This is a genomic window from Clostridium lacusfryxellense (assembly GCF_018861735.1).
Classification (GTDB): Bacteria; Bacillota; Clostridia; order Clostridiales; family Clostridiaceae; genus Clostridium_AD; species Clostridium_AD lacusfryxellense.
In genome coordinates, this window is record NZ_JAHLEB010000013.1 from 1 (window position 1) to 21,383 (window position 21,383).

Below are 21,383 nucleotides of genomic sequence, written 5' to 3' on the forward strand. Positions count from 1 at the left end.
GATTATTATAACCACGTTAAATTCGTAAACTAATGAAACGCCTTATACCGAACGGTACGTAGGGTGTTGTGAAAGGGGCGAAACATTTTAATTGTTAGCCTCTATTCGATTTTTTATTAGTACAATAATATTAAAAGTATGGAAATAATATAAATATAAACTTTAAAGGAGATTAAATGATGAAAGAGAAATTAGCTATTTTTGATATAGATTTCACATTAACAAAACGAGAGACTTTAGTAGAATTCTATTTTTACATGTTAAAAAAGAATCCGAAATTCATAAAATATCTTCCTAAAAGTATATTCTCTACTATATTGTACATTTTGAAGATTAAAGATGCTTCAGAGGCGAAAATAACTTTTATAAGATTTATTGATGGTATTGAGGAAAGTGAAATGAGAAAAATAGTAAAAGAATTCTATGAAAAACGGTTAAGTAAAATATTATATAAAGATGCTATTGATACTGTGCGGAAAATGAAATCACTAGGATATAAAATTTATTTGATATCTGCATCTGCTGAATTTTATTTAAATGAGTTTTATAATATAAAGGAAGTTGATAAAGTAATAGGAACACGATTTATTAAGATGGATGGACTACATAGAAATGAAATTTTGGGTGAGAATTGTAAAGGTGATGAAAAGGTAAGAAGACTAAAAGAGGTCTTAAAGAAAGAAAAGATAGAAGTTGATTTTGAGAACTCGTATATGTATTCAGATTCTCTATCAGACTTGCCACTTTTCAACTTAGTTGGGCACCCTTATTTGATTAATTTTAAGAAAACACATGATAAAATTGAAATTTTAAAATGGAAATAAATTATAAAAAATATTAGGGAGGATTAATATGGACACATGTATAAGTCGTTTTTTTTTATTTGGGAATGAAATGAAGAAAAAAGAAAAATTTGCAAAATACAATAATGTTAATGGTAAATCACTATATGAAGTTATAAGGATAAGTGATGGAATCCCTATTTTTCTTATGGAACACTTAGAACGTCTTGAGAATTCTGCTAAAATTATGAAATACCAAATTAGTATTACTAGAGATGAAATTATAGATGGAATTCTTAAATTAATAAAAGAAAATGAGGCGTTAAACGAGAATTTGAAGCTAGTTATAAATTATATCCCAAGAGAAAATACTGACGATAATACTAAGGTGGAAGAAAAGTTTCTAGCGTATTTTGTACCACATTCATATCCGTTAAAACAGCAGTATGAAGAGGGCGTAAAGACTATTACTTATCATGCAGAACGAAGTAACCCAAATGCTAAAGTTATTAATAATTCGTTTAGAGAAAAAGTAAATGAACAAATAAAAAATAAAGGCGTTTATGAAGCCATTTTAGTGGACGATGAAGGATTTATAACTGAGGGTAGTAAATCAAATATATTTATGGTTAAGGGATCTACTATAATAACATCAAAAGTTATAAATGTATTACCAGGCATAACAAGGCAATTTATAATAAAAACTTGTCGAAAGTTGAATATAGAGGTTAAGGAAGAAGATATACTAGAAAGAGACCTAAAATTGTTAGATGGTTTGTTTATTTCAGGTACGTCGCCTAATGTTTTACCTATCAATAGTGTAAATGAATTATCATTTAGTTCGTCGCAAAATTCAACTATAAAATTAATAATGAAGGGGTTTAATGTTGAACTAAACGAAAATAAACAGAAATTTGTAAAGTATATTGAAAATGATACGATAAATAAATAATACTATAATATATAAAATTTCTAAGTTTAATTGATAAGCATACGAACGTCCTAAATTTATTCTAAAAATAATGTAAAAAATGGGGGAATCATGGTATAATTTTTTACAGAAGGGGGTGGTGTTCGTGACAGGTAAGATGTTCACCAAAAAATTTGAAGGGGCTAATGTTTTAGAATGTATACGAAGTGCAAGTACTAGTCTAGGTATTCCCGCTGAGGATATTAAATATTTAATATTAGAGGAAAAAAAGGGGCTGTTTAAGAAACATGCTGTAATTTCAGTTGATGTTATAGAAGATTTAAATGATAAAAATAGTGATATAGAACTTCAAATGGAAATTTTAAACGAATCAAATGGAACTATAGAGGTAAGAGATGGCAAAATTATAATAGTAGATCCTAAGGAAGGTGGAAAGCCTGCAATAATTTCAACTCCTGGTAATATTACACTAAGTATTGACGGAGAAAAAGTTAGTTCAAGCGCCGCTGTATTTGAGAAAAGTGTTATTGAAATTTCTTTAAGTGAAGATGAAGCTAAGAGGGAAATGGATTTAAGGACGAGCCCTGATAAGATGGAAGCTTATATTAGCATCACATATACACCTAAGGTTATTTATAAGCTTAAAGATACTTTAACTACAAATTCAATTTTATTAGCGGTTGATGAAAAAGAAAAAATTATGCCTCCCAAATTTACGGAATTAGAAATTAAGAACGAGCTACTAAAGCATAATATTAAGTATGGTATTCTGCAAATGAATATTATGAAATGTGCTAAGACTTATGATGTTCCAGAGACACTTATAGCAAAGGGAAAAAGAAATAAAGACTCAATAGATGACATTATGGATATAAAATATGAGACTCAAACTGATAAAAATCATAGTGATTATGAAGATGAACAAGCTATTGACTATAAGGCAATAGGTACCGTTGATGGAGTTGAAGAAGGTCAAGTCTTAGCTATTCTTCATCCTGGGGAAAATGGAGAAGATGGAATAGATATTGCAGGCAGTAAAATAGTGACTAAAGTTGCGAAAAGGATACTTTTATGTGTAGGAGAAGGATGCAGGTTAGAGGATAAATTTAAGGTTATTGCTACTAGTGAAGGTAGACCTTCATCAAAGGGAAGCACTTTTTTCGTCTATAAAACACACAAAATAGAGGGAGATGTGGAACTAAAGACAGGCAATATTCAATTTGTAGGAGATATAGTTGTAAACGGTAGTGTACGTGAAGGTATGAAAGTAGAAGCAGGTAATTCTATTTTAATTTCTAAAAATGTAGCAGAAGCAGAAATAATTGCTAGTGGAGATATTATTATTAAGGGTAATGTAATTAAGTCAAACATTTCAGCAGGAAAAGAAGATGTAGTGACATTAGAATATTTAGAAGATCTAAATAGTCTAAAAAACGATATCTCAAAACTAATAGCATCTATAAGTCAATTAAAGGAATTGAATGTTATAGGTAATTCTACTAGTGATGGAGAACTTGTTAAAATTCTACTTGAAACTAAATATAAGAAAATTCCGATTAGCTCGACTAAAGTTGCTAAAAGAATATTGCTCGAGGGTGATTCTCAGGATGAATTATTATTTATAATTAAAAATAAAATACTTAATGTTGGAACGCTTAATATCGATAGATATGAGGAATTAGATGATGTGACTACACTTATAGATAATAAAATATCAACTCTTGATAGGAATTTAACTCTTCCGGTGGATGTAGTTCTAGATTACTGCCAAGACTCAGTAGTTAAAAGTTCAGGTAATATTATATTTACGGGTAAAGGTGAGTATGTATCGCATTTGGTTGCAAGCGATAGTATAATATTTCAAAAACCGCAAAGTCTAGCACGTGGTGGAATTATAAAAGCTGTTAAAGAAATAAAATGCAAAATAGTAGGCGGACATGGAGGAGTATCAACAAAACTTATTGTAGAAAACGATGGCCAAATATGGGCAGAAGTTGCTTACCAAAATACTAGATTTATAGTAGGTGAGAAAGAATATATCCTAGATGTACCGAGTAAAAATGTTCATGTTTACTTAGATGATGCCAGAGAATTAGTTGTTGAAAAATTACAGTTGTAGGGGGATTCAAATGAAGGATCAAGTAATTAAGATATTGATTTTTAGCATAAACAATGAGTTTTATGCTACAAATATTATTGAAGTAGAAAGAATATTAGAGTATGAAAAGTCAACTAAAATCCCGGATTCTCCAGAATTTGTTGAAGGTGTTATAAATTATGAAGATAAGATATTACCAGTTATAACGCTGTCAAAAAGATTTAATTTACCTTCTACAGATGTGCAAAAAGAATCTAAGATAATAGTTACTAAACAAAATGATAGTAAAATAGGGATAATAGTTGATTTTGTCTCAGAAGTTAAGGATGTTCTAGCCCAGGATATAGAGAATTCTCCGGAAATAGTTGGGGGAATATCTAAAAGATACATAAAAGGACTTATTAAATTTGATGGCAAAATAATTATATACTTAAATATGTCAACAATATTGACGGAAGATGAAAAAATACAAATATTATAAGGTGTAATTATGGAATATAAAGAAATAAAAGTAGGGATTTCAGACTTAAATGTATCATTCTCTCCAGATAAATTAATAACTGTGGGACTTGGATCTTGCGTGGGAATTGCAATTTATGACTTAGCTATTGGAGTTGGAGGACTTGCACATATAATGCTTCCAGATAGTAGTCAATTTACTAAAGTAAATAATGAAATGAAATTTGCAGATTTAGCTATACCTATATTAGTAGCAAATATGATGAAAAAAGGTGCGAGATTAAGAAATATGAAGGCTAAAATAGCAGGTGGAGCTTCCATGTTTAACTTTTCAGATAAAAGTATAGTTATGGATATAGGAAACCGAAATAGCATAGCTGTAAAAAACGCTTTGAAAATCTTAGCAATTCCTATAATATCAGAAGATATTGGTGGTAATAAAGGAAGAACGTTAATATTTGATATTACTAGTGCGATGTTATCCATTAGAACTGTAGGAATGGGAACTGTAGACATATAAATTTTCGAACAGCTAAGGGTGTGATATATATTGATTACAAAAATTAAAGTACTTGTAGTAGATGATTCAGCATTGATGAGAAAGATTATTTCAGACATGATAAATGCCGATGCAGAAATGGAAGTCATAGATACCGCAAGAAACGGTGAAGAGTTATTATTAAAAATAGCACGAATGACACCTGATGTAATAACTTTAGATATTGAAATGCCTAAAATGAATGGGATACAGACGTTAAAGGAATTGAAAAGACTCAAAAGAAATATACCAGTTATTATGCTTAGTAGTGTTTCTAAATTAGGTACTGAATCAACTATGGATTGTCTTGAATGTGGAGCTTTTGATTTTATAGCAAAACCATCTGGGGCAATATCACTTGACATAGACACTGTTAAGGATGAATTGGTTCAAAAAATAAAAATAGCTTTTATGAAAAGCGAAGTCAAAACTACTATAATACCTCAGAAAAGATTTACACCTAGTAGAGAAATAGCGAATAGGTCTACCTCTAGGGTGTTAATAGCATCAGAACACAATGTAGAGGCTGTTGTCATTGGCGCATCTACTGGAGGCCCTAAGGCGTTATATGAGGTGATAACGGCACTTCCTAGCGATATAGGAGTTCCAGTTCTAGTAGTGCAACACATGCCAGTAGGATTTACAAAAGCTTTTGCGGACAGGCTTAATTTAAATAGTAAGATAAAGGTTACAGAAGCTCAAGATGGAGAAAAAATCCAAAAAAATGTGGTTTATATAGCACCTGGTGGATATCATATGGAAGTTGGAAAAGACAAGAGGATAAAACTTAACACCGAGCCTACAATTTGGGGAGTTAGACCCGCAGTGGACAAGCTATTTATATCTGCCACTAAAGTTTATGGATCAAAACTATTAAGTGTTATACTTACAGGTATGGGGCGGGATGGTGCACAAGGTACCTCGGATATTAAAGACAATGGAGGAACCACTATATCAGAACACCAATCTACTTGCATCATATATGGAATGCCAAAGGCTGCTTTTGAAACAGGTAAGGTAGATGAGGTTGTACCACTTGGGAATGTTGCCCAAGAGATTATTAAACTTGTAATGGGGAGATGAGCATAGCTAATGGATTTAATATATTTTGAGCAATGGGTCCTAAAAGAATATAATATAGATTTGTCTGCTTACAAATCTAATCAATTGCATAGACGTATTTTAAGTTTAATGTCGAGAGTCGAGGTTAATTCTGTAGAGGAATATATAAAATTGCTCAAAAAGGATCCTTCTCAAAAACAGAAATTTCTAGATTTTATTACAATAAACGTAACAGAGTTTTTCAGGAATCCAGAAATATTTGATGAACTTACAAAAAAAATTATATCAGAACTTCCCTATAATTCAGGTCTTAAAATTTGGAGCGCAGCATGTTCCATTGGAGCAGAACCTTATTCTTTAGCTATGATTATGGATAATTTAAATTCAAGGGCAAATCATAAAATTGTAGCTACAGATATAGATAGCACAATACTACAAAAAGCAAAAAATGGTGAGTATGTTTATTCGGAAGTTAAAAATGTACCGAAAAATTTTTTGGATAAATATTTTGTGGTTAAGGGCGATAAATACTCTATTAGTCCAGGAATTAAAAAAATGGTTGAGTTCAAGAAACATGATCTTATTTTAGATAATTTTGAGGGAAATTTTGATTTAGTAGTATGTAGAAATGTAGTTATTTATTTCAATGCAGATATTAAGGAGAAGATATATAAAAAAATTGGTGAGTCATTAAAAAAAGGTGGATTATTTTTTGTTGGTGCCACTGAGAGTATATATAATTATAAAGAATATGGATTTGAAAAAGCATCTACGTTTATTTATAAAAAAATATAAGTCAAATAACAACTAATGTGGAGGGGGATAAAATGGATACATCACAGTATATGTCAATGTTTTTGGAAGAATCTATGGAAAATTTGCAGACATTAAACGAGTCTCTTCTTGAGCTTGAACAGAGACCAGAAGATATAGATAAGTTAAATGAAATATTTAGGGTAGCACATACTATAAAAGGAATGGCTGCAACAATGGGATTTAGTCAAATGGCTGAATTAACTCATAAAATGGAAGATGTTTTATCAAAATTTAGAGAGGGCAAACTTAAAGTAACAGAAAAAGTGGTAACCGTATTATTTAGATGTCTAGATACTTTAGAAAAAATGGTGAATAATATTTCAGAAGGTATTTCAGAGGAATTATCAATTGAAGGTATAATAAATGACCTACATTCAATGGCAGACGGAAATGAAACACCTGAAATTACTCCTAAAGAAAATGAAATTATAAACGATAATGATCAGATTACTAATAGTGCAATTGATCTTAATGAATATGATGTTAATGTAGTTAAACAAGCAAAAGAAAAAATGTTTAATGCATTTGAAATAAAAATTCTAATAAGTGAAAATACATTGCTAAAAGCAGCTAGAGCATTCCTTATCTTCAAGAGTTTAGAAGATTATGGGGAAATAATAAAATCTATTCCTTCAGCAGAAGATTTAGAAAATGAGAACTTCGACTTTGAAATAAACTTAATTTACATTACTAGTAAAGATAAAGCAGAAGTAATTGATATCCTATTGAATATATCTGAAGTTGAAAAAGTAATGGTGGAAAATGTTTTGGTTAAAAATAATGAAGAACTTGCAACAGATAAATTAGGTGACTTTAAAGCAATAGAAAATTCGAGAGCGCCACAAATAGAAACAGTGAAAAATGAGACTTCGAATGAGAAAAACGGTCTTGATAAAAAAGAAGTTGCTGTTCATAAAAAAGCTCATCAATCAGTTCGAGTTGAACTTGATAGATTAGATAAATTTATGAATATGGTATCAGAACTTGTAATTCATAGAACTAGGCTTGAACAAATAAGTAGTAATCATAAACTAACTGATTTAAATGAAACATTAGAACAAGTAGCTAGGGCGACTTCGGAGTTACAAGAACTTGTAATGAAAATTAGGATGTTGCCACTAGAAGTTGTATTTAATAGATTCCCAAGGATGATAAGAGATTTATCAAAGGAATTAGACAAAGAAATGGAACTAGTAATCCAAGGACAGGAGACTGAAATTGATAGAACTGTTATTGATGAAATAGGTGAGCCACTACTTCATTTACTTAGAAATGCAGCCGATCATGGCGTAGAGTCAAGAAGTGAGCGGATTTCTAAAGGTAAAAGCCCTGTTGGAATAATTAAACTTGTTGCTTATGCTGAAGGTACTAAAGCAATAATAAAGGTAATAGATGATGGTGCTGGGTTAAATGTTGAAAGAATTAAGGCAAAAGCAAATAAAGTTGGTATAAACACCGAAGGAATGACAGATGCAGATATAAAGAATTTGATATTTGCTCAAGGATTTAGTACAAATGAGAAAGTAACAGATATATCTGGTCGTGGAGTTGGCATGGATGTTGTTAAAACTAAAATTGCTGCCCTTGGTGGAACAGTAGATGCTATAAGTGAAATTGACAAAGGTACTTCATTTATTATAAGATTACCATTGACACTTCAAATTATTCAAGCGTTACTTGTAAAAATAGGTGATGAAACTATGGCTATTTCTCTTGGATATATTGATCGAGTTATAGATTACAAAGAAGAGTTAATTAAAAAAACCAATAATAAAGAAGTTATTGTGTATAATGAGAGTGTTATTCCATTAGTTAGAGTAAATGAAAAAATGGAAATAGAAACTAGTGACAATACTAAAAAATACATTGTCATTGTAAAAGTTGGAGAAAAAACAGTTGGATTGTTAGTGGATACTCTTTTAGGACAACAAGAAATTGTAATAAAACCACTCGGTAAAACATTGCATGGATTAAAGGAATATATTGGAGCAACAATTTTAGGGGATGGCTTAGTTACATTGATATTAGATGTTGCGGCTTTAGTGTAGGGAGGTTATAATATGGATTATTGTGAACTTAGTTCTATTCAGTTAGATGTTCTTCAAGAAGTTGGCAATATAGGTGCTGGAAATGCAGCTACTGCATTATCAGAGCTATTAAATGAAAAAGTAGATATGACTGTGCCAGCTGTAAATATTGTTCCTTTTGATGATATCTTTTCTGAAACGGGAGTTGAGAAAGTAGTAGTTAGTGTTATAGTACGAGTTTTAGGTGATATACCAGGAAATATTTTATTTACTATAGAAAAAAGTGCTGCTTTAAGTATTATTTCAAAGCTTTTAGGAGCGCAGCAACTTGAGATAACAGAGCTTGGAAGCTCGGCAATTTGTGAAATTGGCAATATTATTGCAGGTTCTTTCATGAACGCAATAGCAAAACTTACAAATTTGATAGTTAAGGCTTCAGTGCCAGCTGTGGCTGTAGACATGATGGCAGCTATTCTATCAACAACATATATTGAATCAGGTCAATTTGATGAGTATGTACTTGATTTAGAAACACAATTTTTGCAAAAAAATACAAAGATGAACGGGCATTTCTACTATATACCAATGCCTGGATCACTTGAGAAAATATTTAATTCATTAGGTGTAAATTAATTGGAGGTAATATAAAATGGCTAGAGTATTAATTGTTGATGACGCGGCATTTATGAGAATGATGATAAAAGATATATTAGAGAAAAATGGGTATGATGTTGTAGGTGAAGCAAGCAATGGGCTAAAGGGTGTTGAGTTATATAAATCAGAAAAACCAGACATTGTTACAATGGATATCACCATGCCTGAAATGGACGGTATTGAAGCGGTTAAAGCAATCAAAGCTTTTGATCCTGCTGCAAAAGTAATTATGTGTAGTGCTATGGGACAACAAACAATGGTTATGGATGCAATAAGAGCTGGTGCAAAAGATTTTATTGTTAAACCATTCCAAGCAGATAGAGTACTTGAAGCAATAAAAAAAGTTTTAGGTTAGGGGGAGAATGTTATGCAAGTAGTTGTATTTAAAGTTAATGATGAGCAGTTTGCAGTAGAAGCATCAAAAGTTCAAAGCATTAATGATATGATGGAAATAACAAAGGTACCTAAATCTGCTGTATACATAAAAGGTTTAATTAATCTAAGGGGTAATATAATTTCTCTTTTAGACATAAATCTTCTTTTAGAAATTGAGCAGGGAACTCTAACACAAGAAAATATTATTATATTAAATTTAGCAGAAGAATCTGTGGGAGTAACTGTAGATCAAGTAGATGAAGTATTAGAAATTGAAGAAGATTTAGTTGAAAAGGTTGAAACTGATAAAAAAAGAGGGTATATTAAAGGTGTTATAAATTTTAAAGATAGAATAGTTACGTTAATTGATATTGAAAAACTTATTAAAAAATAAGTTTTTCAATAATGTAAAAATGTAATAAATAATATAAAACTAGTGAAGAATACTGCATACAGAGAGATGAGGTTAGAATATGGCAGAAGTATTATCGCAAAGTGATATAGATTCACTATTATCTGCCCTATCATCTGGGGAAATAGAAGCAGATCAAATCCCAAATGAAGAGGAAAAGCATAGAATTAAATTATATGATTTCAAAAGCCCTCAAAAGTTTTCAAAAGATCATCTGAGAGCACTTGAGCTCATTCATGATAATTATGCAAGGTTAATGGCAAGTTATCTATCAGCTCAGCTAAGAAATAATGTGAAAGTTAAGGTTGAAAGTACTCAGCAAATAACTTATGACGAATTTATTCATTCGATTCCTAATTCAACTGTTTTAACTATATTTAAAATGCCACCTTTAAGTGGATCTATATTGTTTGAGTTAAATCCTCAGTTTGCTTCTCAGATAATTGATATCCTACTAGGTGGAAATGGTGGTAGACCGTATAAGTTCAAAGAATTTTCTGATATAGATAAAAATATATTAAGAAATGTTAATACGGGACTAATAGCTAATCTTAAAACTGCATGGCAAGATGTTTTAAGCGTTGAGCCTGAAATTTTAGCAATAGAGACTAATCCTGCACTAAATCAAACTTTAGCTCCGAATGAGCCAGTTGCGTTAATTACTTTTTCAGTAGAAATGAATAATAGTAGTAGTTTTATAAATGTTTGTATACCTTATTTAAGTATTGAAAAAATAATTGATAAACTTGTTGTTCAATATTGGTTTAGAGAAAATGATGATGAAAATGTAAATGATTCTAGAAGTAAATTAAAAGAACGATTAAATATAGTGAGCGTTCCAATAACAGGAGTTCTAGGGGGTACAAATATCACAGTAGATGAATTTCTACAATTAACCGAGGGTGATGTAATAACACTTGATAATTCAAGTGACAGCCAAGTTAAAGTGTTTGTGGAGAATCGTCTATGTTATACTGGAAAGCCTGGTATTATAGGTAAAAATAGGGGGATTCAGATATTAGATATAATAGATAAGGATGTGGAAAATTATGAGTAACGGCTTTCTTTCACAAGAAGAAATCGACGCTCTCTTAAACGGGGACGCTGTAGACTCTGCTGAAGATCAAAGTCTAAACGATACAAACGTGGCTAATGATGTAATAGCTGCTAAAGATATAAGCTCAGGGACTGTTGGATCATTTGAACTTACTGATAGTGAAAAGGATTTGCTTGGAGAAATAGGAAATATTTCTATGGGTTCTGCATCAACTGCTCTTTCAACTATTGTTGGTCAACCAGTTAATATTGCAACACCAGTAGTTTCAGTGACTACCCTTGGGGAATTAAGAGCTAATTTTCAGGTTCCCAATATTGCTTTAGATGTTAAGTTTACAAGTGGTATTACAGGTGGAAACTTGCTCGTAATAAAAACTACTGATGCCGCAGTTATAGCTAGTTTAATGATGGGTGGGGATGGTAACGTACAAGGTAAACCGGAACTTTCCGAAATTGAAATTAGTGCAGTATCAGAAGCTATGAATCAGATGATTGGATCTGCTGCAACATCTATGGCAACAATGTTTTCAAGAGAAGTGAACATTGCTCCTCCACAATCAATGATATGGGATGAAACAACAAAGCCTCTGAGTGAAAGTATTGACGAGAATGAACAAGTTGTACAGGTAGCTTTTAAATTGACTATAGGAGATTTAATAGATAGTGATATAATGCAGGTACTCCCTATAGAAACTGCGCAAAAAATAGTTTCAATTATGATGGGAACAGAAGAGATAGTTGATACTCCTAAAGTTCCAAGGGATCAAAACAAAACACCTGTTGCAAAACCGGTACTCAAAGAGTCAGAACCTCAATATGAACCAGTAAGCGAAATTGAGCCTGAGCAAGAGGAGTATTACGCAAAACCAATTGAAAGAGAAGAACCACAAGTAGAAGTTCGCAAAGCAGCATTTAAACCTCTAGTAAAAGAACCAGTTTATAGCGCTCCTAGGAATATTGATTTAATATTAGATGTACCACTTGAAATTTCAGTAGTACTTGGAAAAACTAAAAAGAATATTAGGGATATATTAAATTTTGGAACTGGATCTTTAATTGAACTTGATAAGCTAGCAGAAGAGCCAGTAGATATATTAGTAAATGGTAAAAAGGTAGCATATGGAGAAGTTGTAGTTGTAGATGAGAATTTTGGAGTTAGAATAACTAGCATAATTAGTGGAGAAGAAAGAGTTAAAGCAATAGCAAGGTAAAAAGTATATATTACTATTAATGCATTCACTTCGCTAAGAACTACTAATTTTATTTTTAATTAATCTGCTAAAAAATATAAACTCGCTACACTCAAACATATATTTTTCTTAACGCATATCAATTAAAAATAAAACAAGAAGTTCTAAAGCTTGTTTCAATGCATTATACGTAATATATACTTTTGCGCTAGACAATAAATGAGGGAATAAAGAAAATTTATTCCTTTTTTGTATATCCACTAAACTTTCAAGAAATGTATACGATAATAGAAGTAGATGAAATAAAATACAGGCTTAAAAAAAGCTAGGGGTGAATGAAAATGAAAATAGAATCAATAAAACATGATGTTATTAATACTTATAAAAAGACTACACCTAAAACAGAGGTAAAAGCGAGTGTTATAAAAAAAGATACAATTGAGTTATCTGCTGAAGGGAAAAATCTAAGTGCATTATCATTAGAGGGCAAATCAGTAAATTCTAATGAAAAAATAGAAGCTATTAAAAATAGCATAAAAAATGGAACTTACAATGTAGATTCAAAACTAACAGCTAAAAAAATCTTTGATACTATGAAGGGAAGAGATATTTAGTTATGGTGCAGAAACTAAATAAAGTTATGGTGCAGGAAACAGAGGCCGTGAGGAATCTTTTACTAGAACTTGAAGAGCAACATAGATGCATAATTGTAAATGATATTTTTGGAATGGAAGCTTGCGTAAACAAAATTAAAGAAGCTAATAAAAATATAGCTTTTATGGAAGTTGAGAGGCGTGGACTTACTAAAAACAAAGCGATGGGTATTATAATTGAAGAAGCTCACAACTTGGAGCTTGAAAAAAATTATAACATAATTAAGATGTTGTTAGAAGAAGTTATACTCCAAAAGGATACGAATGAGTTACTTATAAGACAAGGACTTAGTTTTACAAATAAAATGCTAAATGTGTTAAATCCATCAAGGGAAACAAAAACTTATAATGCATATGGTAAAGTAAAAAATAGTATGAGGTGATGAAATGTCAGGATTATTTTCAACTTTTAATGTAGCAACAAGAGGAATGACTGCTCAGCAAAAGGCAATAGATGTAACAAGTCATAATATTGCTAATGCTAATACAGAAGGATATACAAGGCAGAGGGCTACAATGGAGACTACAAGGCCAGCTAACGAGACTACGGGGGCAGGTCAATTAGGTACAGGAGTACAGGTTTCTACAGTGTCAAGAATTAGAGATACCTATTTGGATTATAGAGTAAGAGCAGAAAGTGGGACTATGGGACTATACGAGGGACGTGAGAAATTTCTAACAGAACTTGAAGGCATTTTCAATGAACTTGATGGCACTGGCATATCAACATTAACTGATAAGGTATTTAAGTCGTGGGGTGACCTTTCATTAAGTCCAGAGGTGTCAAATACTAGAACTGTAGTGGCTCAACAATCTAAAGCACTTACAGACCAATTAAATAACACCTATAATCAATTAACTAAATTAAAAGAAAATTGTCAAGGATCTATTAAACAAGATATAATAGACATAAACAAAATGCTTGATCAAATAAATGAACTAAATCAAGAGGTTATAAGTGTAAAAGTTGGTGGAAATGAACCCAATGATTTAATGGATAAAAGAGATTTACTTGTTGATTCACTAAGCTCAAAATTTGGCATCACTATAGATAAGAAAACATTAGCGGGAGAAGATCTTAAAGCAACTGATTCTGGAGATGTGGTTAATCCGTACCTTGTAAAGTCAAGCCCTAATGCTGAAGTTAGAAGATTCTCATATGTAAGTAGCATTGATAAGAAAGCAGATGGCACCTATGATGTTAATTATTACAAAAATGGGGATACAACAACAGATGCAAATAAAGTCACTATGAATATGACGCTTACAAGCGAACAATATACAAGTTTAGATGAAGGTAGAGTGCTTTGGGCAGATACTGATGGTTATGCTATAGCTGCTGATGGAACTAGAATAGCTGGGACTGACTCAACTGGATCAATAGGTACTACAGCAGCAACTATGTCAACTATTGAACTTTTTCAGCCGAAAACAGGAGAGCTACAAGGTTTTATGTCTGTACAGGCAGATATAGATGTATATATTGAAAAATTAAATAATGTAGCTAAGGGAATTGCTTTTTCTGTAAATGCAGTACATAGTGGTGAAACTGATCCAAATCTTGATTTACTTAAATTCTTCGTTAACAGTGATGTTAATGGTAAAGAAGAAGAAATAACAGCTGGTAATATTTCTATAAATGAGAAGATTATGGATGATGTTATGCTAATTAACGTTGGGAAAAATAGTACATCAGGTGAAACGGATGGAAGCCGTGCACTAGCTATTTCACAACTTAAAAATGTTAAATTAGAGATTCAAGGAATAGTTGATGGAACCACTAGGTCATCATTTTTGGCAGGGAAATATAACGCTGATACTATGGCAATTAGTTCATCTTCCAATGGAGCGACTATTGGTGGATTTTTTACAGACATAGTAAGTACCTTAGCAATTCAGACACAAGTGGCTAAAAAAAATGTAACAAACTATTCAGCGCTTCTAGCAAACCTAGAGGAGTCAAGAACTTCAGTTTCGGGTGTATCGTTAGATGAAGAAATGGCAAATTTGATCCAGTTTCAACATGCTTATCAAGCTAATGCAAAAATTATTTCAACAGTTGATGAACTTCTAGACTTAGTTATTAATGGCTTAAAGAAATAGAGCTTTTACGAAATAAAGGTTGCAAGGAATAAATAAGGGGTGAAGATATGAGAGTAACCAACAAAATGCTTTCAAATAACTTTTTGAGAGATATGAATACAAATTTAAATAATTTAAGTGCGTTACAAAATCAAATGGCTTCAGCTAAACAAATAAACAAAGCATCGGACGATCCTGTCAAAGCTGCTAAGATAATGCAATTGAACTCAGATATCGGTGCAAATGAGCAATATAACACTAATATTAAAAATACAACAAACTGGCTTGATGTAACAGATTCAACACTCGATAAAGTTGGAGGTGTCATTACAAGAATTAATGAACTTTTAGTAGCTTCAGGTGGTGCAGGTTACGGTGCGGATGAGAAGTCAGCTGTAAAAGATGAAATAAATCAAAGAGTAGAGGAACTAGCAGGATTACTCAATACAAGTTTTGATGGTAAGTATATATTTGGTGGTACGAGTGGTACTAGTAAACCTGTGGGGACTAGTGTGATAGATGGCAATACACAGTTAACTAATAATACAAAAGCAGGAGTGGTTGCTAAAAATATAAGTGGAACAATGACCTATAGTGGTAATACGGTAAAAGCAGGGGATTCGTTAAAGATGTCTCTAAATGGAGTATCGATGACGGTAGTTTTAAGCTCTGACATTACATCAGGATCAACTAGCATGGAAGATGCAAAATCTACGCTTGAAACAGATATTAATGCTGCAATAGCAACTGCTAACACAACAGCTGGCAAAACAACTGGTCAGGTTGGCTTTATTAAGGATGCTACAGTTACTGCAACTGCTGATGGAAGATTTGAAATAAGTAGCCAATCAGGAACTATAACATTTTTTAATGATGATATCAAAACTACGGCTAAGGATTTAGGCATAAGTGCTGGATTAAAAGACAAGCTAATGGTAGAAGTATCTCAGGGTGTAACTATGGATTACAATGTTACAGCATCTCAGGTTATAAACTATGGAGTTGGTGGTAACAATATTATGGATTTAATGGCAAACATAACAAAACATCTTAGTTCAGACAAAGCGGCTGATATTAGTGCTTTGAATGGTGCAGATTTAACAGGTGTTCAGACTGTTATGACAAATCTATTAAAGCTACGTTCAGAAGTTGGGGCTAAGCAAAATAGAATGGAAAGTGCAGAATCCAGAAATACAGATCAAAATTTAAATATGACAGAAATTTTAACTTCTACTCAAGATATAGATATTACAGAAAAATCAATGGAGTATGCTACTATGCAAACAATATATTTAGCGTCACTTCAAACAAGTGCCAAGGTGCTTCAACCTACATTACTTGACTACCTACGCTAGAATGAAAAATTTTGGCTGATAGAAAAAATGTAGAAATCATTTTTAATTAAAGGAGTTGAGTTTTAATATGGAGATAGTTACTAAACACCATGGAGTAAGAGCTTATAGTGATAAAGATGTGATAGAGTTCAAAAAAGGGTTACCAGGTTTTAAAAACTTGAAAAAATTTATACTGTTTCCTTTGGAAAGTAACGAAGTTTTCAGTATATTACATTCAATTGAAGATGTTGAAATTGGTTTAGTTTTGGTATCACCCTACGAGGTAAAACCTGATTATGAATTTAAAATACCAGATGCTAATGTTATGGAACTTGAAATATCTAGCCCAGCAGAAGTATTGGTATTAACTACAGTGACTTTGAGTTCAGATATACAGAATATGACTACTAATTTAAAAGCTCCAATAATTTTTAATATAAATGAAAAATCTGGTGAACAATTAATATTAGATAATGATAAATACAAAATAAAGGAACCTCTATTTAATAGGAGGACGAATTAATGCTAGTAATAAGTAGAAAAAAAGGTGAATCGCTCTTAATTGGTGATGACGTTGAGATAACTATAATTAAGGTCGAAAATGGTTCTGTAAAAATTGCTATAAATGCACCGAAAGAAATTGGAATATTGAGGAAAGAACTTTATGTAGAAGTAACAGATGAAAACCAAAGAGCAGTGATTTTTGATGTATCAGCTTTAGAAAAATTAAAGAAATAAATTGGGGGTGGGAATAATGGAGATTGGCGGTAATAATAGTAAATCTACAGATTTTAATAAGTTCTTTAAAACTCCTGAGAATGTTAAGATTTCTAGGCCTGATGAAAGTAATAATTCACTAAGTGAAAAAGAAAATAATGAAATAGAGATCAAAAATGCAGTCAGTAAAATAAATAAGGTGTTAGAGGGTGAAGGTACTCATTTGCAATATGAAAAACATGCAGTACTTAATCAAATGATTATAACAGTAATTAATAATAATACAAATCAAGTAATAAGAGAGATACCATCAAAAAAAATACTAGATATGGTAGCTAAGATGTGTGAGATGGCTGGTATTTTAGTGAATAAAAAAGCTTAAGTACTTATAGTAAAAGGAGTAACCCTTTAGAATAAGGATAGGAGGGCTATTATGGAATTTAAATTAAATAAAATCGATGTTGAATTAAGACAGCGGGTTAAGGATACAACGAAATCTGGTATAGTTCATAGGAAAGAGTCAATAACTGTAAATAAAGATAGAAATCCTAACGATAACTCAAGTTCTTATGAGGACTATAAGTATAAAATCTCAAAATATAAGAAAAAACACAAGATAGCTGTAGGAGCATATAGAAATACTGAATATGAAGTAGAAGTTTTTAAAGAGGCTTTAGATAAAGAACAAAAAATCATTGGGAATTTTATAGATACTAAGAAGTAGGGGTGAAACAATATGGCAATGAACGCACATGGAAATGCATTCAATACGTATAAAAGCAATAGTATTAATTTCGCATCAAAGGATCAATTGCTTATGATGTTAGTTGAGGGCGCAACAAAATTTTCTAAAATAGGAAGACAGGCCATTATAGATAAAGATGTTCAAAAAGCACATGAAAATCTTGTAAAAACTCAAAATATCTTTTTCGAATTGATGACTACCTTAGATGTATCAAAAGGTGGGGAGTGGGCAGAAAGCTTAATGAAGGTTTATGAGTTTATAACACGTAGATTAATGGATGCTAACATAAAGAAAAGTGAAGAAATAATGAATGAAATAATTCCATTAATTGAAGATATTCGAGATACTTGGAGCGAGGCTTACAAAAGATCTAAAGGAAGCAAGTAGGACTAAAAATTGTTAAGCTTAATTAATTTTCCAAAGAAAATTTAAAGGGGTGATTTTATGACAAGTATTTATCCGAGTAGTGGTACAAGTACTACTGCTTCTTCAAGTGCTAATTTATTAAGAATATCTGGTATGGCATCTGGCATTGATACTGATGCAGTAGTTAAGTCTATGGTTTCAAATTATCAAGCTAAGATAGATAAGGCAAACCAAGCAAAAGAGACAATGCAGTGGAAGCAAGAAGCGTATAGAGATATTATTAAAGGCGTAAAAGGATTACAGGATTATTTTGATCCACTTTCAAGTAAATATATGCTTTCTGGAAGTTCGTTCAATACTAATGCAGTAACTAATTCTAATAGTTCTATCGTTACAGGCACTTCTAATTCAAGTTCAATGCCGGGAACTTATACTGTAAATGTACAAAAGTTAGCAGAACAAGCTAAGATTGAAGGTAAGACACAAAATTCAATGATAAAGGTAACAAATCCAGCAGGCTGGACTGGTAAAACGCTGGAATTTAATCTTGATATTGATGGTTCTGGTACAGGGGTGGCAACATCTGTTCCCATAAGTGGAATTACGGGAAGCACCACAGCTGACTTAGTAGCCAGTATTAATAGTAAAATTTCGGCATCAGCTTTAAGTGGTAAAATGAGTGCTTCCTATGTAAGTGATGGAACTGGTGATTATATTAAGTTTACAAAATCAGATTCTACTGCTGATATTACATTGAAGGAATATGCAGTTGGTGGCACTACAGTTTCAGGAATAACAAGTGATTTATTAATTAATAATGGAATATCATCATCATCCAAGTTATCTGATTTAGGGATTTCAAAGCCAGTTAGCTTTAATTTATCATATGATGCAGACACAAATACTAATCCTATAGTTATAGAGGCAACAAGCGATTCAACTATAAAGGATCTAATGGACAAGGTAAATAGTGCTACTAAAGGGTCGGTTACTATGAGCATAGATGGAACAACTGGAAAAATATCATTTCAATCAAAAAACTATGGTTCTACTTCTAGTATTAATATTACTAATAGAACGGCGACAACAGCTACACCTCCAGTTGATACAGATAACGTAATAACAATATTTGGTCTAGCTCAAAACGGAACAGGTAAAGATGCTCTTGTAGATATAACAGCACCAGGACAAACTACTCAGACCACAACTACTCAAGATTCCAATAAGTTTACAATAAATGGAGTTGCTTACAATCTTGTTAGTAAAGGTAGTTCTAGTTTTACAGTTACCAGTAATTCGGATACTGTTGTTAGTAATGTGAAAAAATTTATTGAGGATTATAATGCTTTAATATCAACAATCAACACAAAATTGACAGAAAAAAAAGATAGTAATTACACACCTTTAACAGATGCTCAGAAAACAAGTATGAGTGAAGATCAAATCAAAACATGGGAGTCTAAAGCAAAAGTTGGACTACTTAAAAAAGATGATTATTTAAGTAGTTTATTAACCCAATTGCGTGGAACACTTTATTCACCTGTATACAGTAGTTACGATAGTGCAAATACTAGTACAGGAAAAGTAGCATTGAATTTTGGTTCTTATGGTACTGGAGCTATAGGGATAGAGACATCAACAGATACTACAGATGGTGGAAAGCTAGTGATTAAGGATGAAGCAAAATTAAAGAGTGCTATTGAAAATAACATGGATGACTTTAAGAAATTACTTATTGGGTCTTCTAGTAGTAGTTTAACTACCAATCAGGCTTATATAGGTTCAAAGAAATATAAGGAAGATGGTATATTTTCAAGAATGGATAGTATCATGAGAAGTTATGTTGCATCGCCTGGACTAGGCAAAGATGGTACATATACATTGAGTGGATATATGAATATATTCGTAAATAAGCAATATGATTTCAGTAGTTCAGGAACTTCTGGTAAAAATACACTACCAGATCAAGTGTATAATAAGACATTAAGTGTCAGCAAATTTCAAACACAACTAAATGCTGCTTCAACTAGGTATTATGCTAAATTTACAGCATTAGAAAAAGCAATGAATGCTTTAAATTCACAACAGAGCACAATTAGTTCTATGCTTGGAACAAGCTCATCATAGATGTAATTGGTGATTTGTAGTATTTTATGCCAATTACCAATTGTAAATTTTTATTTAAAATAAAGTAGGTGATAAAGTGAACTTAGAAGAAAATGTTATAAAATATAAAGATATCACTTTGACTATTATTGAAACAGTGAACATAGAGGAATATGAAAGACTAGATGAAAGCTTTATGAAAAGGCAGTTGGTTTTGGATGATATAAGTAAAATTGGCTATTCAAAAGAAGAATTTAAAAAATTATACATGCAATATGGAATAGAAAATTTACAAAATGAATTAACTTCTAAAATGAAGGATAAAGAACAGAACTTATTGGAGAAGATAAAGGATAATAAAAAAAGACAAGCAGCAGTGGTAGGATATAATAAATTGCCTACTAAAGCAGTCTTTCTAAGTAAAGAAATTTAATATATAATTAAATGTAAAACTTTATACTAAAAAGTATAAAGTTTTTGTTTATTGTGGCGATATATATATTAGAACAAAGATAAAACTAATATACTAAGTTATATAGATTGATAGTGTTATGCCAAGGATAAGTAAAAAATAATCTTTTAAAATATATATTAAAAAGAGTATAAAGTTATTAGGTATAGAAGCGATATATATAGTAGGAACAAAAATAGAAATTAATATTTCTAAGTTATCTAAACGATAGAGTGATAAAAAGTACAAGCAAAAATATTCTTTTAAAATATATTTTGAAAAGGGTATAAAGTTATTGGATATAGTAGCGATATATATATTAGTAACATTAATAAAATAAAATGATTTAGTATTTGAGGTTAGAAGGTTGCCTAACTGCTGAAAATCAACTTGATGTTTACAATGATCTGAAAGCATTGATATCGCAAGATGATGAAAGTAAGCAAGAAACAACATGATGACAAATTAAAAGTAACAGTTCAACAAATTAGTTAGTATAGCTCGCAACGAGCTTAACTATAAATAACCA

Annotated in this window: 24 protein-coding genes; all 24 read left to right on the forward strand. The window is 31.4% G+C overall.

Annotated features, from left to right (window positions below; genetic code table 11):
• Window positions 1–179 precede the first annotated feature (179 nt).
• The 24 genes from KPL55_RS09415 (at window position 180) to KPL55_RS09530 (ending at window position 20,836) form a co-directional block, all read left to right on the forward strand.
• Window positions 180–824, forward strand: a complete 645-nt coding sequence (locus KPL55_RS09415; protein WP_216306458.1) for an HAD-IB family hydrolase — start codon at window positions 180–182, stop codon at window positions 822–824.
• Window positions 825–852: 28 nt separating this feature from the next.
• On the forward strand, window positions 853–1,734 hold the full coding sequence (locus tag KPL55_RS09420; RefSeq protein ID WP_216306459.1) for an aminotransferase class IV: 882 nt from the start codon (window positions 853–855) through the stop codon (window positions 1,732–1,734).
• A gap of 124 nt (window positions 1,735–1,858) precedes the next feature.
• Complete coding sequence (locus KPL55_RS09425) at window positions 1,859–3,832, forward strand: flagellar assembly protein A (protein ID WP_216306460.1); 1,974 nt, start codon at window positions 1,859–1,861, stop codon at window positions 3,830–3,832.
• Window positions 3,833–3,842: 10 nt separating this feature from the next.
• Window positions 3,843–4,292, forward strand: a complete 450-nt coding sequence (locus tag KPL55_RS09430; RefSeq protein WP_216306461.1) for a chemotaxis protein CheW — start codon at window positions 3,843–3,845, stop codon at window positions 4,290–4,292.
• Between the two features lie 9 nt (window positions 4,293–4,301).
• On the forward strand, window positions 4,302–4,790 hold the full coding sequence (locus KPL55_RS09435; protein ID WP_216306462.1) for a chemotaxis protein CheD: 489 nt from the start codon (window positions 4,302–4,304) through the stop codon (window positions 4,788–4,790).
• Window positions 4,791–4,823: 33 nt separating this feature from the next.
• Window positions 4,824–5,891 carry a protein-glutamate methylesterase/protein-glutamine glutaminase gene (locus KPL55_RS09440; RefSeq protein WP_216306558.1) on the forward strand — a complete coding sequence of 356 codons (1,068 nt, stop codon included), beginning with the start codon at window positions 4,824–4,826 and terminating at the stop codon, window positions 5,889–5,891.
• A 9-nt stretch (window positions 5,892–5,900) separates the two neighbouring features.
• Window positions 5,901–6,665 (forward strand): CheR family methyltransferase, encoded by a 765-nt coding sequence (locus KPL55_RS09445; protein WP_216306463.1) that lies wholly within the window; start codon window positions 5,901–5,903, stop codon window positions 6,663–6,665.
• A gap of 32 nt (window positions 6,666–6,697) precedes the next feature.
• Window positions 6,698–8,734: a chemotaxis protein CheA gene (locus KPL55_RS09450; RefSeq protein WP_216306464.1), complete on the forward strand. Its 2,037-nt coding sequence runs from the start codon at window positions 6,698–6,700 to the stop codon at window positions 8,732–8,734.
• Between the two features lie 12 nt (window positions 8,735–8,746).
• Window positions 8,747–9,346 (forward strand): chemotaxis protein CheC, encoded by a 600-nt coding sequence (locus KPL55_RS09455; RefSeq protein WP_216306465.1) that lies wholly within the window; start codon window positions 8,747–8,749, stop codon window positions 9,344–9,346.
• 16 nt (window positions 9,347–9,362) lie between these two features.
• On the forward strand, window positions 9,363–9,722 hold the full coding sequence (locus KPL55_RS09460; RefSeq protein ID WP_216306466.1) for a response regulator: 360 nt from the start codon (window positions 9,363–9,365) through the stop codon (window positions 9,720–9,722).
• A 12-nt stretch (window positions 9,723–9,734) separates the two neighbouring features.
• Complete coding sequence (locus KPL55_RS09465) at window positions 9,735–10,136, forward strand: chemotaxis protein CheW (protein WP_216306467.1); 402 nt, start codon at window positions 9,735–9,737, stop codon at window positions 10,134–10,136.
• A gap of 79 nt (window positions 10,137–10,215) precedes the next feature.
• The gene (gene fliM, locus KPL55_RS09470; protein WP_216306468.1) at window positions 10,216–11,211 is read left to right on the forward strand and encodes a flagellar motor switch protein FliM; all 996 of its coding nucleotides are present in this window, start codon (window positions 10,216–10,218) and stop codon (window positions 11,209–11,211) included.
• Window positions 11,204–12,421 carry a flagellar motor switch phosphatase FliY gene (gene fliY / locus KPL55_RS09475; RefSeq protein ID WP_216306469.1) on the forward strand — a complete coding sequence of 406 codons (1,218 nt, stop codon included), beginning with the start codon at window positions 11,204–11,206 and terminating at the stop codon, window positions 12,419–12,421. The genes fliM and fliY overlap by 8 nt, the downstream gene beginning before the upstream one ends.
• Window positions 12,422–12,741: 320 nt before the next feature.
• Entirely contained in the window at window positions 12,742–13,014 is a 273-nt protein-coding gene (flgM, locus tag KPL55_RS09480) for a flagellar biosynthesis anti-sigma factor FlgM (protein WP_216306470.1), read from the forward strand.
• Between the two features lie 2 nt (window positions 13,015–13,016).
• Window positions 13,017–13,436, forward strand: a complete 420-nt coding sequence (locus KPL55_RS09485) for a flagellar protein FlgN (RefSeq protein ID WP_216306471.1) — start codon at window positions 13,017–13,019, stop codon at window positions 13,434–13,436.
• A 4-nt stretch (window positions 13,437–13,440) separates the two neighbouring features.
• Window positions 13,441–15,156, forward strand: coding sequence for a flagellar hook-associated protein FlgK (gene flgK / locus KPL55_RS09490; RefSeq protein WP_216306472.1), 1,716 nt, complete (start codon window positions 13,441–13,443; stop codon window positions 15,154–15,156).
• Between the two features lie 47 nt (window positions 15,157–15,203).
• Window positions 15,204–16,490 carry a flagellar hook-associated protein FlgL gene (gene flgL / locus KPL55_RS09495; RefSeq protein WP_216306473.1) on the forward strand — a complete coding sequence of 429 codons (1,287 nt, stop codon included), beginning with the start codon at window positions 15,204–15,206 and terminating at the stop codon, window positions 16,488–16,490.
• 67 nt (window positions 16,491–16,557) lie between these two features.
• Window positions 16,558–16,992, forward strand: a complete 435-nt coding sequence (fliW, locus tag KPL55_RS09500; protein ID WP_216306474.1) for a flagellar assembly protein FliW — start codon at window positions 16,558–16,560, stop codon at window positions 16,990–16,992.
• Window positions 16,992–17,207 (forward strand): carbon storage regulator CsrA, encoded by a 216-nt coding sequence (gene csrA, locus KPL55_RS09505; RefSeq protein WP_216306475.1) that lies wholly within the window; start codon window positions 16,992–16,994, stop codon window positions 17,205–17,207. Before fliW ends, csrA begins: the two co-directional genes overlap by 1 nt.
• A gap of 16 nt (window positions 17,208–17,223) precedes the next feature.
• Entirely contained in the window at window positions 17,224–17,568 is a 345-nt protein-coding gene (locus KPL55_RS09510; RefSeq protein ID WP_216306476.1) for a flagellar protein FlaG, read from the forward strand.
• Between the two features lie 51 nt (window positions 17,569–17,619).
• Window positions 17,620–17,910, forward strand: a complete 291-nt coding sequence (locus KPL55_RS09515; RefSeq protein ID WP_216306477.1) for a hypothetical protein — start codon at window positions 17,620–17,622, stop codon at window positions 17,908–17,910.
• A gap of 12 nt (window positions 17,911–17,922) precedes the next feature.
• A complete protein-coding gene (gene fliS, locus KPL55_RS09520; RefSeq protein WP_376770434.1) occupies window positions 17,923–18,318 on the forward strand; it encodes a flagellar export chaperone FliS in 396 nt (131 codons plus the stop codon).
• Window positions 18,319–18,375: 57 nt separating this feature from the next.
• Window positions 18,376–20,424, forward strand: a complete 2,049-nt coding sequence (gene fliD, locus KPL55_RS09525) for a flagellar filament capping protein FliD (RefSeq protein ID WP_216306478.1) — start codon at window positions 18,376–18,378, stop codon at window positions 20,422–20,424.
• Between the two features lie 76 nt (window positions 20,425–20,500).
• Window positions 20,501–20,836 (forward strand): hypothetical protein, encoded by a 336-nt coding sequence (locus KPL55_RS09530; RefSeq protein WP_216306479.1) that lies wholly within the window; start codon window positions 20,501–20,503, stop codon window positions 20,834–20,836.
• The last annotated feature ends 547 nt before the right edge of the window (window positions 20,837–21,383 follow it).